This is a genomic window from Thermohahella caldifontis, assembly GCF_041153465.1.
Taxonomy (GTDB): domain Bacteria; phylum Pseudomonadota; class Gammaproteobacteria; order Pseudomonadales; family Oleiphilaceae; genus Thermohahella; species Thermohahella caldifontis.
On the sequence record NZ_CP154858.1, the window covers coordinates 1,977,402 to 1,994,086 of the forward strand.

The window sequence follows — 16,685 nt, forward strand, 5'->3', positions numbered from 1 at the left end:
TTGCATGGCCGCAATCCTTTCCGCTATAATCGCTGCCCGTTCACACGAATGTGCGCCCGTAGCTCAGCTGGATAGAGCGTTGCCCTCCGGAGGCAAAGGCCAGAGGTTCGAATCCTCTCGGGCGCGCCATCTTATTCTCCTCCCCCAAGCCACATCGTTCAGATCAAACCCGCCTGCAATGCGGTCCGCCTGCGTTGTGTTCCGGTGGTTTTTGCACTCGGGCGCAGTGTGACTCACTGCTGAAGCCATACAACCGGCCCGCTTGAAAATCGGGAGGCGGAACTTTTATGATGTAAGCGCTTTCATTCGACCCCAAAATCGTTTAGAGTTGTTCGTGTAAACGCTTTCAAGCAGAACGAAAAGAACTGATGACAACGATCAAAGAAGTCGCCATCCGGGCGGGTGTCTCACAGGCAACCGTCTCCAGAGTGCTGAACGGCAATACCCGCGTTTCGGATATCAACCGTCAGCGCGTACTGGATGCCGTCGAGGCACTGGGTTATCGTCCGAATGCCTTCGCCAAGTCACTGGTCACACGCCGGTCACATAGCGCCGGCATGGTCGTCGGAACCTTGGGCGGCCCCTTCTATGGTGAAATCATGCATCACGCAGAGAGCGTGCTGCGCGAGGCAGGGATTCATCTGTTTGTGACCGCCGGCAACGACCATCTTGAGGAAGAAAAGCAGGCCATCCGCTTCCTGCAGGAACGCCGTTGTGATGCCCTGATCCTGCATGTCAACGAAGTTCCGAATGCCTATCTTGCCCGCCTGGCAGATGAAGGCACCCCCTTGGTCATCATCAACCGGTTTGTCGAACCCCTGGCCGATACCTGCATCTGGCTGGACAACGAAAAGGGCGGTTATCTGGCCACCCGCCATCTGCTGGAATTGGGGCATACCCGCATCGCCTGCATCGCGGGCCCCGCTGACAAGTCGGACTCCAACGAACGTATCGCAGGCTTCCGGCGGGCGCTGATGGAAGCGGAAGTCCCCTGGAATCCGCAATGGCTGGTACACGGACATTACGCCGATGGCGGCGGCTATGTACCCGCACAGGCGCTCATGGCAAGGGATGACACTTTTACGGCTGTATTCTGTGCCAACGATTTCATTGCGGTCAGTGCCATTGAGGCATTCCGCAATGCCGGCAAGTCTGTCCCGGATGACATTTCCGTGGTGGGCTTTGACGATGTGATGTTCGCACGTCACGTCATTCCCCGCCTGACTACGATACACTTCCCCGTGAAGGAAATGGGGCTGCGGGCAGGCAGGCTGGCACTTGAAAGAATGCAAGGAAAGGGTCGCGGCGTCGTTGAAGGGCGTCTGCGTCCCGCACTTGTAGTCAGGGAGTCCACCCGGCCTCCCCGGTAACCCCCAAAAACAACTGGAGAGACACAATGATAAGAAAACTTGCTTTGGGACTGACACTGGCAAGCCTGACGGCACTGTCCCCCGTCCACGCCGAGACCAAGATCCGTTTCGACGGCTTTCCGGATTTTGACAGCAGCCTGAAAAAAATCCTCCCCGAGTTCAGGAAGGCGCACCCTGATATTGAGGTGGACTACCTGATGAACAACTGGGGCGATCACCATAACAAGCTCACGACCAACCTGGCCACGGGTTCAGGTGCGGGTGATGTGGTTGTGGTGGATGTCGCCAAAATCGGAGCTTTTGCCCAGTCGGGCGGCCTGGTCAACCTATCGAAAACCTTTAACGCCGATCAGTATGAAAGCGATTTCGCGCCTTATGCGTGGGCACAGGGCCAGGACGACAAGGGTGACCAGTATGGTATCCCCGTGGACCTCGGACCCGGCGTCATGTACTACCGTCATGACGTGGCCCGGAAAATGGGCGTGGACATGAACGAAGTGATCAAGAGCTGGGACAGCTATATTGATTACGGCAAAAAGCTGAAGAAGGAAGGCATCTATCTGATTGCCAGTGCGGCAGATGTGGCTGAAGCCATTATCATGACGACAGTTGAAGAAGGCAACGGTATCTATTTTGATGCCAAGGGCAACTCGCTGATCACATCAGACCGCTTTGTCCGCGCCTTTGAAACGGCGAAGAAGATCCGCGACCTGGGTCTTGACGCCCGAATCAGCTCCTGGACCAATGAATGGTATGAATCCTTCAAGACCGGCACTGTTGCTACCCAGCTTTCCGGAGCCTGGCTGCTGGGGCATCTGAAGAACTGGATTGCGCCGCAGACTGCCGGAAAATGGCGCGTCAGCAATCTGCCTGATGGCATCTATGGCAGCTGGGGCGGATCTTTCCTCGCCATTCCCAAGCAAAGCCAGCACAAGAAGGAAGCCTGGGAGCTCATCCGGTTCATGACGCTCAATCCCGAGATTCAGTTGCTCGCCTTCCGGACCATTGCCGCATTCCCGTCCAATGTGAATACCTATAGCGACCCGATGTTTGATGAGCCCATCGAGTTTCTCGGTGGCCAGAAAGCGCGGCGCCTCTTCGCCGAGATCGCACAGAAGGTCAGACCCGTGAAACCGGCCAAAGGTGATCATATCGCCCGCTCCATGGTCTTCGACAACGCACTCATGGAAGTGCTGGACAACGGCCGTGATGTGAAGGAAGCGCTTCAGGACGCCGAGCGTCTGCTCAAGCGCCGCCTGCGTGCGCTGTGATTGCCGCAATTCCGGGGATCTTCGGATCCCCGTTCTGTTGGACCTGCTGACCTGCGAGAATCGCCATGACTGCAACGCTTGAGTCTCTCGACAAGACATCCGCCGGGCCCCGTCCTCTTGGCCGGATCTGGCGTCTGTTCAATCCGCCAAGGGGTTCCGCGCCCTACCTGTTTCTGATGCCCTATATCCTGCTGTTTCTGATGTTCGGGGTGTTTCCCTTGCTGTTCTCGGTTTACCTGTCGTTCCATGTCTGGAATCCCATCAAGGGGCTGGACTCGATGGAATACACCGGCCTGGAGAACTACGCGCTTGCGCTCGGAGATCCGGTATTGTGGAAATCCCTCTACAACACTGTCTGGCTCGCCATTGTATCCGGTGCCGCCCAGCATCTGGTCGCCATACCCGTGGCCTGCATTCTGGTGGGTCTTGGCGAGCGTCTGCGACAGTGGCTGACATCCGCCTATTTCGTACCTTACGTCACTTCGACAGTGGCCGTTTCCCTGGTGTTCTTCAACATGTATTCGCCCAACACGGGCATCATCAACAAGACGCTGATGGCACTTTCCGACTCGGATCTGTTCGGCTGGGCATTTGCCTGGGTGAAAGAAGTGATGCCCCTGCGCTGGCTGGAAGATGCGTTTCTCGTCAAGCCGGCCGTTGCCTTCGTGGTGTTCTGGAAGTATACCGGTTTCAACATTGTACTGTATTGCACCGGCCTGATGGCCATCCCCCGCGATCTCTATGAGGCGGCACGCGTGGATGGTGCCAGCACCTTCAGACGTTTCTGGCATATTTCCCTGCCTCTGTTGCGTCCGTTCATCTTTTTTGCAGTCACACTGACCATCATTGGCAACCTGCAGCTCTTCGAAGAGCCTTTCATCCTGACACGGGGTACCGGCGGCGTCAGCCATTCCGCCATGACCATCTCCATGTATCTCTTCCAGATTGGCTGGGAGTATCTGGACATGGGTGTGGCCTCAGCCATTGCATGGATGCTCTTCATCCTCATCGGCATCCTCACGGGCATCCACTTCAAGTTGTTTGGTCGCTCTGGCCTGGGAGAACACTGACATGAAAACCCTGTTCGAATCCCTGACACCCTGGCTGATCCGTGCCACCATGCTTGGACTCATGGCACTGCTGATCATCTCCGCCCTGATGACCGTCTTTCCGTTTCTGTGGTCGGCCATTCTGTCCACTCACAGCCGGGAAATGATCTTCAGCACGGACATCATTCTTACTCCCGGCAATGCGCTGCAGGCCAACTATGACAAGCTGATGGAAATCATGCCCTTCTGGCAGGCCATGTTCAACAGCTTCTATGTCGCCCTTCTCGGGACGGCTGTATCCCTGATGTTTTGCAGCATGGGCGGCTATGCCTTCGCGGTATACCGGTTCAAGGGAAAGAATCTGCTGTTCGGAGTGCTGGTCGGTTCCATGATGGTGCCGCCTGTTCTGGGGCTGATTCCCTACTATCTGACGGTCAAGTTTCTGGGGCTCATGGATACTCACCTGGCCGTCTGGCTGCCATTCACCGCGACACCATTCTGCATTTTCCTGGTGCGCCAGTATGTCGTGGCATCAATCCCGAAAGAACTGCTGGAGTCAGCCCGAATGGATGGTGCCGGCGAATTCCTGACTTACTGGAAAATTGCGCTGCCGCTCATGCGCCCGGTCCTTGCGACCGTCGGAATCGTCCAGTTTGTGTTTTTCTGGAACAACTTCATCAACCCGCTGGTTGTGCTGAACAGCACGGAAAACTATGTGATTACCCTGGCCCTGCGCAGTGTTCAGAACCTGCCCAACACCCCCTGGGGTGCCGTGATGCTCGGAACCACCATTTCCATGCTGCCCATTCTGGCTTTCTATCTGTTCTCTTCGCGCCAGATCATTTCCGGCATGACCAGCGGAGCGGTAAAAGGTTAATCATCCAAAAGGAAGACTGAATGACATATGATCTGACACCTGCCACACGGCATTTGCCGGAAAATTTCACCTTTGGCGTCGCAACAGCGGCCTTTCAGATCGAAGGTGCTTCCCATGAAGGAGGTCGCACCGATTCCATCTGGGACGTGTTCTGCCGGACGCCCGGCAAGGTGAAAAACGGGGATACGGGTGACGTCGCCTGCGACCACTATCATCGCTGGCCTCAGGACCTGGATCTCATCCGCGAACTGGGCTTCGACGCCTACCGGTTCTCCGTGTCCTGGGCACGGGTGATGCCAGAACCCGGCGTGATCAATCCGGAAGGACTGAAGTTCTACAAACAACTGGTCGACGGTTTGCGCGAGCGCGGCATTTCTCCCTGGGTGACACTCTATCACTGGGACATGCCTCAGTGGCTGGAAGACCGCGGGGGATGGCTGAACCGGGAATCAGCCTGGTTCTTTGCCGACTACGTGCAGGCCGTTGCCGAAAGCATCGGTCAGAATGTGGATGGCTGGTGTACGCTCAACGAACCTTTCTGTGCAGCCTATCTGGGCTATCGCTGGGGCATCCATGCACCGGGCAAGACAGGTCTGGCTAACGGCCTGGCAGCGGCACACCACCTCTTGCTGGCCCATGGCCTGGCCGTGCCACGACTGCGCACCGCGTCACCGGATGCCAAAGTAGGGATCACACTCAACTTCACCCCCGGATTCCCGCTCTCTCCGGCGGATCAGGCCGCTTGCGAGATCTATAACGAAGACTCGGGCTACTGGTTTCTGGAGCCCCTGATGACCGGCCACTACCCCACCGTAACCGCCCGGCTTCATGAACCGGCCATGCCTCTGATCGTGGAGGGTGACCTGGAACTGATGCAGGCGCCGCTGGACTTTCTGGGAGTGAACTACTACACCCGGCACCTGATCCGCCGCAACCGCAATGGCGACGTTCCCTATGATGTGGTACCTGCAACCGAGGCAGGTGGTGAACTCACCGACATCGGCTGGGAGATCTGGCCGCAGGCGCTGACCGCGCTTCTGACCGATCTGGATGCCCGCTATGACCTGCCCCCCATCTATATTACGGAAAACGGCGCAGCGACAGCCGATCAGCCGGAAAACGGCATCGTTAATGATGATCAGCGCTGCCGCTACTACATCAGTCATCTGCAGGCGGTGGGCGAAGCCGTCAGGAAGGGAGTGGATGTACGTGGCTATTTCTGCTGGAGCCTGATGGACAACTTCGAGTGGGCTGAAGGTTACACCAAGCGCTTTGGTCTGGTGTACGTGGATTATGAAACTCAGGCCCGCATTCCCAAAACCAGTGCGCACATGTTTGCGCGCTATCTGAATCAGCGACCCAAGTAACGGAGAAATATCATGTCCCGCGTGGAGTACAAGAACATTACGAAAGCATTCGGGGACACCGAAGTGGTTCGGAATTTTACCCTCAGCATTGATGACGGCGAGTTTGTGGTGCTGCTGGGCGAGTCAGGGTGTGGCAAATCCACCATCCTTCGCATTCTGGCGGGGCTGGAGACCCAGACGTCCGGTGATGTCTGCATCGGTGACCGCCTCGTCAATGATCTGGATCCCAAGGACCGCAATCTGGCCATGGTATTCCAGAGTTATGCCCTTTATCCGCACATGACCGTGTACGAAAATATCGCCTTCGGCCTGAAAATGAAAGGATACGAGAAGGACGAAATCGACAGGAAAGTCTTGTGGGCCGCCAAGATGTTGCGCCTTGAGCACCTGCTGGACCGAAAGCCGAAAGCGTTGTCAGGCGGCCAGCGCCAGCGTGTGGCCATGGGGCGAGCGATGGTACGCACACCGGAGGTTTTCCTCTTTGACGAGCCTCTGTCAAATCTTGATGCCAAGCTGCGCACGGAGATGCGGCATGAAATCAAGCAGCTCCACCGGCAGCTTGGCACGACGACCATTTACGTCACACACGACCAGATTGAGGCCATGACGCTGGCCGACCGGATCGTGGTGATGGAAAAGGGTGTCATCGCACAGGTGGGCTCTCCGGAACAGGTGTTCAATCACCCGGCCAATCTTTTTGTCGCCCAGTTCATCGGCTCACCCGCCATGAATATCTTCGACGCGCAGCTCTCCAAACTGGGTGGTTCCAACTGGACCATACAGGCGCCCGGATTCCAGTTGCCACTCCCCCCACGGTTCCAGGCCAACGCCCGGGCGCTGCAACGGGTCAAGGTCGGCATCCGCCCGTCTGACGTCAGCGTGCTCCCCCCGCAGATACTCAGCATCATGCCAGCCTCACGCAGTCCTTCCGGATTGTTGACCAGGAGCTTCTGGGTGCGTACATCAACCTGACGCTCAAGGCGGGGTCCGTGGAACTGCTCTGTGAAGCGCCCGGAGACATGCAGTTCGAGACCGGCAGCACTGTACAGGCATATCTGAACATGGATGCTCTGCACGTTTTTGACGAAGCCACAGGCCGCAGTCTGAACCGGAACAATCCGGCAGCTCTGGCTGCCTGAGATCAACCGCCTTGTTTCGGAGCCACACCGATACAAGGCGGTACCGCCGTCATCACCAGCCGTCATTGATCCGGATGATGGCACGCCAGACGCGACCGATCAGCGGAGGAAACAGGCCCGGGAAGCATATTGCGATGACGGAAAAGGCCAGGGGGTATCCAGACTGCCACTTCAAGCCGGGCCAGTATTTAGCACAACTTGCCGGCACATCAAAGCCAACTTCCGCGAGCGTCGGGATCCCACGCGTGAATAGCCCAAATACCACTCAGATCACTCTTTTCGACATACCGCGCATAACGGTATGGTAGCCGTGAGCAAAATTGTTATACTTCTGGTGCAACCTGACAGGAAGCCAGGCAGTATCCGTCGGGGCATACATAAGCTCAATCAATCGATAAAAGGGAATAATTCATGAAAAAACTGATTCTGGGCGCCGCACTGGTAGCCGCACCTTTCTTCGCCTCTGCCCATCCGGCCGGCTGTGGTCTGGGTACCGCCGTGGTTTTCAAGAACCCGCAAAGCTGGGTTGAGCACGTTCTGGCAGCCACGACCAACGGCACATCAGGCAACCAGACTTTCGGCATGACCTCCGGCACCCTGGGCTGTGAAGATGCCGGTGGCCCGCTGGCCGCACGCGTGGGCGAATTCCTCAACAGCAACCTGGACCAACTGGCCATGGACTCTGCCGCTGGGGAAGGTGAATCCCTTGCCGCGCTGGCCGAACTGATTGGCATCCAGCAGCAGGATGAAGGCCTGTTCAAGGCACAGGTCAAGGCCAACTTTGATCGCATTTTCTCCAGCGAGCGCACCAACTCTGGCGATGTCTATGATGCGCTGGTCGGTGTTCTGAGCAGTGATGCACGTCTTGCCAAGTATCTTGGCTGAGCGGTCCAGCTGAACCACATGGGGGGTGCACTGCACCCCTTTTTGATTTCGCATTCGGAATACCAGGTACGGTATGGCCTTCTTTTCATTTTTTACCCACAAGCCGCGTTCAAATTGGCTTGAATGTGTTCGTATTTGTATTCGTCACAGCCTATGCCTGCTCGCGCTCCTGCTGCCCATGCCGGCAACCGCCGTGCAGACGGCCGCGCACATGCCTCTCAAGGCAGGCCTGAGCGCCAGCACCCTTGCACAGTCCAAACAGTGGCGCCACCTGCTGCACTATCACCAGGTGGGTTTCCTCGCACCTGACCGGAGCCAGGTGGACGACCCCGACTTCTTCCTGTCACCCGAGGGGGCGACAAATCCGGAAGCCGAGCTGATCGCCACCTACGAAGCACTACAAAGCAACCGCAATGACGCACGCTGCCGCTTTCCCGCCCGCCTCCACTGGCTCAATCAGCAGCTGAGCGACCCCATACCGCAGGGCAACTGTCCGGACTTCGAGAAATGGCGGGATGAAATTGATGCTGCAGGGCTGACGCTCATTTTTCCCGCGGCCTATCTCAACAGCCCCTCGTCCATGTTCGGTCATACCCTGATGCGGATTGACAGCCGAAACCGCAAGAGCGACCTGTTGGACTACAGCCTCAATTATGCCGCCAACGCAGATCCCAACGACAACGAGCTCGTCTTCAGTTTCAAGGGGCTCACCGGCGGCTATCCCGGGCTGTTCTCGGTGCTGCCTTATTATGAAAAGGTGAAGGAATACAGCTATCTGGAAGCCCGTGATGTCTGGGAATACCAGCTGGACATCCGCGAAGACGAACTGGCTCAGTTCATTCGTCATGCGTGGGAAGTCAAGGATACCCGCTTTGACTATTACTTCTTCACGGAAAACTGCTCCTATCAGCTTCTGACACTTCTGGACGCTGCCAGCCCACGCCTTGATCTCTCGGATGGATTTTCCACGGATGTGATACCTGCGGATACCGTGCGCGCCCTGAACCGGGCCGGCCTCATTCGCGAGGCACGCTTCCGGCCATCCTCTCTGACGCGCATGAGGGCGATGCAGGAACAGATGACCGATGAAGACAAGGACCTGGCCAAGGCGCTGGTGACCGGAGAGGTCACAGCATTGCCCGATGGTCTGGATGAGACGCGCAAGGCACAGATCCTCGAACTGGCGTTTCAGTACACCCGTTATCTGACCATCAAGAAAAAGCGCGAGGGCGAAGCACTGCCGAGACTTTCGCTGAAACTGCTGTCTCAGCGCAGCAAGCTGGACACAACTCACGCCTTCCGGGAGCCCGAACCGCCTGCCACACGGGACGATCAGGGGCATCGCTCCCATCGCCATCAGTTCACACTGGGGCATACGGACAATCAGGCCTACCTTGAGTATGGACTGCGAATGGCCTACCACGACTGGCTGGACCCGGCACCCGGCTACATCAAGGGTGCCCACCTGGAAATGTTCCACGCCCGCCTCCGCTATCTGACAGAAGATGAACGTGTGCAGATACAGGAAATCCGCCTGCTCGACATCGCCTCACTGACGCCACGGGATACCTTCCTCAAGCCCCTGTCCTGGTTTGTATCGACCGGGTTCCGTCGGCCGGCGTCCGCCGGAGCACCACTGGTGGCCTATCTCAGGGCCGGGCCCGGACTGAGCTATGCATTCATGGGACAGCAGGTGGCCTTTTTGCTCAGCACGGAACTCGATGCGGACACCGATCTGGACAAGGGCTACCACCTCGGCAGCGGCCCCGGTATCGTGTGGCTGAGCCAGCACCCCGGCTGGAGTGTCCTGGCCGAGTGGACACGGCGTTATGATCTGGCCGGCGCCCGCTTCCATCAGCAAAGCACCCGGGTGGGCATTTCCGCCTACCAGAGTGTGGATCGCCAGCTGCGCCTGGAAGGCACCTACCATGACTTCCGCCTGGCCAGCGGGCAGGACGACCACGCCTGGTCCGTGGCACTCTCACTGATGTGGTACTATTGAGGCCGGACGGCATGACAGACGCTGGCAAGCGCAGGCGCCTCCTGATCTCCCTGATACTGGCGTGCGTGCTCCTGACGGGTTGTGCCACCTCAACGCGCTGGCTGTTCTACCCCGATACCCGGTACTACCAGTTGCCGGATCGCCTCGGCATCCCCTACCAGACCGTCTACCTGTTCCCCGAACCAGAGATCACGCTGGTCAACTGGTGGCTGGCACCAGACCGCGCACGCTGCGGGACGGTGCTGTTCCTGCATGGCAACGGCGAGAACCTCAGTACACACATGAACAGCGTGGCCTGGCTGACTCGCCACGGCTGGTCGGTATTTCTGCTCGACTACCGGGGCTATGGCCGCTCGGCGGGCACCTCCACTCTGGAAACCGCACTGGCAGATGTGCATGCGGCCCATCACTGGCTCAGCGCACACACAGAGGGCCCGCTGGTACTGTTCGGGCAGAGCCTGGGCGGTGCGCTGGCCATCGATTATCTTTCCCGGCCGGAACTCAGTGGTGCGCCTCACGAAGGCTTGCGGCCCTTCCGGGCGCTGATCACGGAGTCCGCCCCGGCCAGTTGGCCACAGATTGCCCGGGAAGCCATGGCCCGGCACTGGCTGAGCTGGCCGCTAGTGCTCCCGGCCATGCTGATTCCTGATGATCATGATGCCGAGCAGCGCATCGCCAACGTGAACGGACTGCCGGTTCTGTTGCTGCACAGCCCCGAAGACCCGATCGTCGGCTTTCATCACGCCCGGCAGATTCTCGCCCACGCTCCACCCAGCGTGCGCTTGCTTGAAACCCGGGGCCCCCATATCGCCGGCCTGGCGGACGCTCAGATACGTCAAGCCTTTCTTGAACAGATTGAAACAGCGAGCGGAAAACGCTGCCGCCCGTGACATCCCAAGGCCTGTCATTGCCTGTGAAACCGCCCTTCGTAATGTACCGAGTCGAGGCCGGACACGGCATCGCTCTTGAGCGTCAGTGTGTTTCCGTTGCACGAAACGCTGAAATGATTCCGATGGGGTGCCGATACCGGCCCTTCACCCATTTTTCTCCAGGGGTTCTCCGTATTTTTTTCCGGAATTTCCGCCTTGAAGAACGCGGCCATCTTGATGCGGCCAGCAGGCTTGAGGGTGATCTCCTGCCGCTTTTCATCCAGTCGCCACATTCCCTCGGCAGTCCCCTGAAAGCGAACTCGCCGGTCGCTTCTCATTTTCAATACCTGTTTTTGGCTGAGGGTTTCATAATCCTGATAGACCAGCCGGAGCTGCTTCCATCCCGCCCCGGGTGCATCGGTGGCCGGTGACTGCGCCAGCTCAAGGGTCAGGCTCCCTGTTATCTTCAGGATATCCTGTTCGCCACTGGCTCCGCGAAGCTGAGCCCGTTCTTCCGCAGCACTCCATACCCCATCCAGGCATGACTCACCAGCCAGTACCGGGCTGGCCAGTGAGTACAGCAGCATCAGGGTCAAAGCGTGTGGTGCGGGCACGGTGTTTTGCAAGGGTGTCATCCAATTCGCCTCCTGTCTCAACGTGAATCAACCCGTTCAGTACACGAAAACCGCTCCGCTCTTGGTCAGGGAATTGTCTTCGGGATTACCTTCCAACCCCGGCCCTGCACCGCTTTCTCCGGTTGCCCCCACCACCAGCATATCTCCTGCCCCACTGATCCCGACACTGCCATCCAGGCCAAATCGATCATTCTCATCGGGGGCGGGTGCCTTGACATAGGCTAGCTGAGACCAGCTGCCCTGGCTACGCCGGAACACATAGACTGCGCCCGCATCCGGCGCGCTGTTATCACTCTGATCCCCGCCCAGCCCCGAAGCCGCACCATCTTCGCTTGAGGTACCGACAACAAGCGTATTGCCATCGGTGTCAAGTGCGACCGAACGGCCAAACTCATCGTCTGCATCGGTGTTGGACGCCTTGACGTACGCCTCCTGAACCCAAGTTCCGTCATCCTGGCGGCTGAACACATACACCGCACCGCTGTTGGGCGCGCTGTTATCGTTCCCATCACCGCCGACGCCGGTGGCGGTGCTGTCCTCGAATATGGCTCCCGCTGCCAGGGTGGCTCCATCGCCGGACAGCGCAACGCTCCAGCCAAACCAGTCACTGTTATCCGGGTTGGACGCCGTAATCAGTGCACTCTGAGACCACGTCACCCCGTCCCGCCGGAACACATAGACCTGCCCCGCCGCCAAAATCAGGTCGCCTGCCGATGTTCTGACAAAGTCACTGTAACCGCCGACAGCCAGCGTCTCGCCGGTCTTGTCCAATGCCAGCGCATGCCCGAAAAGGCCTTGCTGCGCTTCCGCCGGCTTGATATAAGCCTGTTGCGTCCATACGCCGCTGTCGCGTGCGAACACATACACGGCACCGGAATCCGTCAGGTCATTGTTTGTGGCATCACCGTTGATGCCCGTGGCGTTGCTGTCTTCGCGCTCCACGCCGACGGCCAGAATCTCCCCGTTGTATGACAGGGCAAGGTCAAAGCCGAACAAATCCAACGGGTCACTGTCAGCAGACTTGAGATAGGCCTCCTGCGCCCAGGTGGTGCCGGTTCTCTGGAAAACATACACAGCTCCGGCCCGGTCGGCACTGTTATCACTCTGATCGCCATTGATGCCGGTAGCCGCACTGTCCTCCAGGGAAGCCGCAACCGCCAGGGTATTACCATCCCCGGAGAGCGCAACCTTTGCCCCAAACCAGTCGGATGGCTCTGCGTTGGAGGCTGACAACGTGGCTTGATGTGTCCAGCTCTTTCCGGAGCGAACGAAGACATGTACGCGTCCCTCTCCACCTGACTCACTGTAAGCACCTACAGCCAGGGTATCTCCGGCTTCGGATACCGAAACCGCACTTCCAAACCGGGCGTAAGCTTCCGGCTGCATGGCTTTGAGATAGCCAATCGCACCGGCGAGATTGCCATCGACACCGATTTCCGGCGAGTCACTGCACCCCAGTCCATTACACGCCTGCAGCATGTAACGCGCCTGCTGTCGCTCGGGCAGGAACACTTCATGCTGGTATGCGGTGGTCCCGGCATCCAGTGTTGCAACAAGACCAAAGCCCGACGCTCCGTCAGGGTCCTCGAAAAGCCGGTATTCCGTTTCACCCTGTACATCATTCCACGTCAGGTGGAACGTCTTGCCTGCCTGCAACTGCAGAGCCAGCTCCGGTGCGGACGGAATGCGCTGCGAGGACTCAGAATCTCCACTGCCTCCACTGCCTCCACCGCCACCGCAGCCCGAAAGCGACGCGGTCATCAGCAGTGCCACGGCTGCCGGTTTCTTTATTCTCTTCCACATTTTCATCTCTCCCCGATGTCACTGTCTTGTTGTGCGGCTCAGCGCCGGCGGTAATGGCCCACGTAGCCATAACCCAGGCTGTACGAGGCACCTTCCTTTTTGAGCGCCAATTCATCTCCCCGACAGATATATTTGAACTCGGCGCGATGAGGCGCGTCGACTGTTTGTTCACCCATATTTCGCCAGCTGTCCATGCCAACCACGCCGGGAATCTCCAAGTGCGTGCGGGACGGCATCTCCGGCAGGCGTGCTGTCTCACTGACCGCCCGCCACGCACCCACGAGACAGGGTTCTCCCGCCCCGCCGGCCACGGGCAATATCAGCCCGCTCAAGAACAACATTCCTCTCATTGTCACCACATCCTGATCTGTCGTGCGCCTCAAGTGGCTTCACGATCAGGTTGCCGGACTTGCTCCCAACTCGTCTTCGGTCCTGATCTCCGCTACCCGGCTCAACATCACGGCACCCTGTATGGCGCACTCGCGACTCCGAACTCGGGCGAGGCACATTTTGCAAGGATTGGGCAAAAAAGGTACTTTGTTCAGTATTACAGGAGGTTAGTGAGGACTCAGGGGGTGGAGGGCGAGCAAAGAAATTGAGAAATGTAAAATTCAGTAAACAGCCAGAACCTTGATCACTTCAATATGCAAATTTGTCTGACATTTTCATGCCTCGCACCAGTTGGCCGCAGGCATCCTGCCCGCGGCCAACTGGGCCCGTTCACGTCTCCAGATCAATACCGGCTGCCCGGGCGCGTGCCCGGTGCAGTTTCTTGTAGCTTTCTATCAGGCGCAGATGCTTGTCCAGCCCTTCCAGATTCATGCTGGTGGGCGTCAGGCCATGGAAGCGCACCCGACCTTCCACGGAACCCAGCACGGCGTCTGTCACCTCATCGCCGAACATGCGGCGGAACGCCCCAACGTAGTCATCCAGCTCCAGATCCTCATCCAGTACCACCTCCAGTACCGCACGCATGGCCTGGTAGAACAGGCCGCGTTCCACGGTATTGTCGTTGTACTGCAGGAACATCTCCGTGTATTCCAGCGCCTCTTCCAGTCGTCCCAGCGCCAGACAGACAAGCAGTTTCAGTTCGAGAACGGTGAGCTGCCCCCAGACGGTGTTTTCATCAAATTCGACACCGATAAGGGTGATGATGGTCATGTAATCATCAAGCTGATATTCCTCGAACCGCTCCAGCAGGGCTTCCAGCTGGTCGTCATTCAGGCGGTGCAGGTTGAGGATGTCCTCGCGGAAGGCCAGAGCCTTGTTGGTGTTGTCCCAGATGAGGTCGTCCACCGGGTAGACTTCCGAGTAGCCCGGCACCAGAATGCGACAGGCGGGCACGCCCAGATCCGTGTATTCGGCCACGTACACCTCCTTGCCCATGTCCGCCAGCAGGCCGAGCAGAAAGGCCGACTCCTCCCCGGTGGTGCCTGAAAAATCCCAGTCCGCGAATTCGTAGTCCGGACGGGCGCTGAAAAAACGCCAGGAGACCACGCCGGTGGAGTCGATGAAGTGCTCCACGAAGTTGTTGGGCTCACTGACTGCCGTACTGTTGAACGTGGGCGGCGGCACATCATTGAGCCCCTCGAAGCTGCGCCCCTGAAGCAGTTCCGTCAGGCTGCGCTCCAGCGCCACATGAAAGCTCGGATGGGCACCGAAGGAGGCGAACACACCGCCTGTGCGAGGGTTCATCAGCGTCACGCACATGACCGGGAACCGGCCACCCAGGGAGGCATCCTTGACCAACACCGGAAAACCCTGGGCTTCCAGTGCACGGATCCCTTCGACAATTTCCGGGTAGCGGGACAGCACCGATTCCGGCACATCCGGCAGGGCGATTTCCTGTTCGATGATCTCCCGCTTCACGGCGCGCTCGAAGATTTCCGACAAGCACTGCACTTTTGCTTCCGCCAGTGTGTTGCCCGCGCTCATGCCATTGCTCAGGAACAGGTTTTCGATGAGATTGGAGGGGAACCAGACCGTTTCTCCGTCCGACTGCCGCACAAACGGCAGACAGACAATGCCCCGGTCCGCCCGTCCGGAGTTGGTGTCGATCAGGTGTGACGCGCGCAGCTCGCCCTCCGGGTTGTAAATGGCCAGACAGTGTTCGTCCAGCATGCCATCCGGCAGCGTATCATCGGGCCCCGGCTGAAACCACTTCTCATCGGGATAGTGGACAAAGGGTGCGTTGGCGATGTCCGGCCCGAAGTACTGGTCGTTGTAGAAGAAGTTGCAGCTGAGGCGCTCCATGAACTCGCCCAGCGCCGAGCACAGGGCGCTCTCCTTGGTCGCGCCCTTGCCGTTGGTGAAGCACATGGGCGATGCGGCATCCCGGATATGCAGGGACCACACATGCGGCACGATATTGCGCCAGGAGGCGACTTCGATCTTCATGCCCAGATCGGCGAGAATCCGCGTAAAGCGCGCGATGGTTTCCTCCAGCGGACAATCCTTGCCCTCGATGTAGGTACGGTGCGTGTCATCCGGCCGGATCGTGAGCAAGGCCTGGGCATCGTCATCAAGGCTGGTCACGTGCTCGATCACGAACTCCGGTCCTTCCTGAATGACCTTCTTGACCGTGCAGCGCTCGGCAGCGCGCAGAATCCCCTGCTTGTGCTTTTCCGGCAGATCTTCCGGCAGCTCGATCTGAATCCTGAAGGTCTGCTTGTAGCGGTTCTCCGGGTCCACGATGTTGTACTGGGCCACGCGGATGTTGTCCGTGGGAATGTTGCGCGCCTTGCAGTACACCTTCACGAAATAGGCGGCACACATGGCCGAGGAGGCCAGAAAGTAATCGAAGGGGCCGGGTGCGGAGCCGTCGCCCTTGTAACGGATGGGCTGGTCTGCAATGACCGTGAAGTCGTCGAATTTGGCTTCGAGCCGAAGATTGTCGAGAAAGTTGACCTTGATTTCCATGAAGATTCCGGGGGTGACTGGTGACCAAACGGGCTGCGGGGGCGCAGAAAGCGGGTATTATCCCAGTTTTGGGCACGAATGGCACGGCCTGCGGAGAATGGCCGGGCGACGCCTCCCGGCCACGGGGATTCTCCGGCCCCAGGTTCAGCCCTGACCGGATGCGTCGTTGCGCTCAGACACCTCGCGCGTGGATTCGGCGGCCACCTTGCCCGTCTCGACCGTATCGATCAGATCCGTGGCAAGGGCGCCCAGGCTCTGGTTGACTTCCCGGATGGTGCCGTAAACGATGGTCAGTATCTGCTGCTGACGCTCGCGCAGTGCACTGATCCGCGCCTCCGGCGCCCCTGCACGAACGAGCACATCCAGTGCCGCATCGCCGATGCGCTGATGAATCCTTTCCACCGATTCCACGGTCTGGTCAATCCCGGTCTGAACGGTGTCCTTGATGATTTCAAGTTGCTGCAACCAGCCCATGGTCGCCCTCCTGTCCTGTCTGGTC

Annotated in this window: 15 protein-coding genes, 1 tRNA gene and 1 pseudogene; 12 read left to right on the forward strand and 5 right to left on the reverse strand. The window is 58.6% G+C overall.

The annotated features are described in order from the left end of the window. The first annotated feature begins 52 nt into the window (after positions 1–52). The 12 genes and pseudogenes from AAIA72_RS09545 (at position 53) to AAIA72_RS09600 (ending at position 10,850) form a co-directional block, all read left to right on the forward strand. Positions 53–129: transfer RNA gene (locus AAIA72_RS09545), tRNA-Arg, on the forward strand. A 233-nt stretch (positions 130–362) separates the two neighbouring features. Next, positions 363–500 (forward strand): annotated as a pseudogene (locus AAIA72_RS09550) (LacI family DNA-binding transcriptional regulator); the annotation flags it as partial. 57 nt (positions 501–557) lie between these two features. Further along, entirely contained in the window at positions 558–1,370 is an 813-nt protein-coding gene (locus AAIA72_RS09555; RefSeq protein WP_369602991.1) for a substrate-binding domain-containing protein, read from the forward strand. Positions 1,371–1,396: 26 nt separating this feature from the next. Continuing rightward, on the forward strand, positions 1,397–2,641 hold the full coding sequence (locus AAIA72_RS09560) for an extracellular solute-binding protein (protein ID WP_369600092.1): 1,245 nt from the start codon (positions 1,397–1,399) through the stop codon (positions 2,639–2,641). A 65-nt stretch (positions 2,642–2,706) separates the two neighbouring features. Next, positions 2,707–3,711: a carbohydrate ABC transporter permease gene (locus AAIA72_RS09565; RefSeq protein ID WP_369600093.1), complete on the forward strand. Its 1,005-nt coding sequence runs from the start codon at positions 2,707–2,709 to the stop codon at positions 3,709–3,711. 1 nt (position 3,712) lies between these two features. Next, positions 3,713–4,567, forward strand: a complete 855-nt coding sequence (locus AAIA72_RS09570) for a carbohydrate ABC transporter permease (protein ID WP_369600094.1) — start codon at positions 3,713–3,715, stop codon at positions 4,565–4,567. A gap of 20 nt (positions 4,568–4,587) precedes the next feature. Then, positions 4,588–5,934 (forward strand): GH1 family beta-glucosidase, encoded by a 1,347-nt coding sequence (locus AAIA72_RS09575; RefSeq protein ID WP_369600095.1) that lies wholly within the window; start codon positions 4,588–4,590, stop codon positions 5,932–5,934. 12 nt (positions 5,935–5,946) lie between these two features. After that, the gene (locus tag AAIA72_RS09580; RefSeq protein ID WP_369600096.1) at positions 5,947–6,906 is read left to right on the forward strand and encodes an ABC transporter ATP-binding protein; all 960 of its coding nucleotides are present in this window, start codon (positions 5,947–5,949) and stop codon (positions 6,904–6,906) included. 17 nt (positions 6,907–6,923) lie between these two features. Continuing rightward, positions 6,924–7,073, forward strand: coding sequence for a hypothetical protein (locus tag AAIA72_RS09585; RefSeq protein WP_369600097.1), 150 nt, complete (start codon positions 6,924–6,926; stop codon positions 7,071–7,073). Between the two features lie 411 nt (positions 7,074–7,484). Beyond that, a complete protein-coding gene (locus tag AAIA72_RS09590; RefSeq protein ID WP_369600098.1) occupies positions 7,485–7,958 on the forward strand; it encodes a DUF3015 family protein in 474 nt (157 codons plus the stop codon). A 211-nt stretch (positions 7,959–8,169) separates the two neighbouring features. Next, complete coding sequence (locus AAIA72_RS09595) at positions 8,170–9,960, forward strand: DUF4105 domain-containing protein (protein ID WP_369600099.1); 1,791 nt, start codon at positions 8,170–8,172, stop codon at positions 9,958–9,960. A gap of 11 nt (positions 9,961–9,971) precedes the next feature. Beyond that, complete coding sequence (locus AAIA72_RS09600) at positions 9,972–10,850, forward strand: alpha/beta fold hydrolase (RefSeq protein ID WP_369600100.1); 879 nt, start codon at positions 9,972–9,974, stop codon at positions 10,848–10,850. Between the two features lie 14 nt (positions 10,851–10,864). Here AAIA72_RS09600 and AAIA72_RS09605 read toward each other — a convergent pair whose 3' ends face one another. The 5 genes from AAIA72_RS09605 to AAIA72_RS09625 all read right to left on the reverse strand — a co-directional run bounded on the left by AAIA72_RS09605 (position 10,865) and on the right by AAIA72_RS09625 (position 16,660). After that, entirely contained in the window at positions 10,865–11,464 is a 600-nt protein-coding gene (locus tag AAIA72_RS09605; protein WP_369600101.1) for a hypothetical protein, read from the reverse strand. Positions 11,465–11,500: 36 nt separating this feature from the next. Next, positions 11,501–13,267, reverse strand: coding sequence for an FG-GAP repeat protein (locus AAIA72_RS09610; RefSeq protein WP_369600102.1), 1,767 nt, complete (start codon positions 13,265–13,267; stop codon positions 11,501–11,503). A 38-nt stretch (positions 13,268–13,305) separates the two neighbouring features. Beyond that, positions 13,306–13,599 (reverse strand): hypothetical protein, encoded by a 294-nt coding sequence (locus AAIA72_RS09615; RefSeq protein ID WP_369600103.1) that lies wholly within the window; start codon positions 13,597–13,599, stop codon positions 13,306–13,308. A gap of 388 nt (positions 13,600–13,987) precedes the next feature. Next, entirely contained in the window at positions 13,988–16,186 is a 2,199-nt protein-coding gene (locus tag AAIA72_RS09620) for an OsmC domain/YcaO domain-containing protein (RefSeq protein WP_369600104.1), read from the reverse strand. A gap of 144 nt (positions 16,187–16,330) precedes the next feature. After that, entirely contained in the window at positions 16,331–16,660 is a 330-nt protein-coding gene (locus AAIA72_RS09625; RefSeq protein ID WP_369600105.1) for a hypothetical protein, read from the reverse strand. Between the last annotated feature and the right edge of the window lie 25 nt (positions 16,661–16,685).

Excerpts from the sequence above, each read along its gene's own strand:
- AAIA72_RS09575 (WP_369600095.1), top strand. The coding sequence starts at position 4,588 with ATGACATATGATCTGACACCTGCCACACGGCATTTGCCGGAAAATTTC.
- AAIA72_RS09600 (WP_369600100.1), top strand. The coding sequence starts at position 9,972 with ATGACAGACGCTGGCAAGCGCAGGCGCCTCCTGATCTCCCTGATACTG.
- AAIA72_RS09610 (WP_369600102.1), bottom strand. The coding sequence starts at position 13,267 with ATGTGGAAGAGAATAAAGAAACCGGCAGCCGTGGCACTGCTGATGACC.
- AAIA72_RS09580 (WP_369600096.1), top strand. The coding sequence starts at position 5,947 with ATGTCCCGCGTGGAGTACAAGAACATTACGAAAGCATTCGGGGACACC.
- AAIA72_RS09595 (WP_369600099.1), top strand. The coding sequence starts at position 8,170 with ATGCCTCTCAAGGCAGGCCTGAGCGCCAGCACCCTTGCACAGTCCAAA.
- AAIA72_RS09555 (WP_369602991.1), top strand. The coding sequence starts at position 558 with ATGGTCGTCGGAACCTTGGGCGGCCCCTTCTATGGTGAAATCATGCAT.
- AAIA72_RS09560 (WP_369600092.1), top strand. The coding sequence starts at position 1,397 with ATGATAAGAAAACTTGCTTTGGGACTGACACTGGCAAGCCTGACGGCA.
- AAIA72_RS09590 (WP_369600098.1), top strand. The coding sequence starts at position 7,485 with ATGAAAAAACTGATTCTGGGCGCCGCACTGGTAGCCGCACCTTTCTTC.
- AAIA72_RS09565 (WP_369600093.1), top strand. The coding sequence starts at position 2,707 with ATGACTGCAACGCTTGAGTCTCTCGACAAGACATCCGCCGGGCCCCGT.
- AAIA72_RS09570 (WP_369600094.1), top strand. The coding sequence starts at position 3,713 with ATGAAAACCCTGTTCGAATCCCTGACACCCTGGCTGATCCGTGCCACC.
- AAIA72_RS09620 (WP_369600104.1), bottom strand. The coding sequence starts at position 16,186 with ATGGAAATCAAGGTCAACTTTCTCGACAATCTTCGGCTCGAAGCCAAA.
- AAIA72_RS09605 (WP_369600101.1), bottom strand. The coding sequence starts at position 11,464 with ATGACACCCTTGCAAAACACCGTGCCCGCACCACACGCTTTGACCCTG.
- AAIA72_RS09625 (WP_369600105.1), bottom strand. The coding sequence starts at position 16,660 with ATGGGCTGGTTGCAGCAACTTGAAATCATCAAGGACACCGTTCAGACC.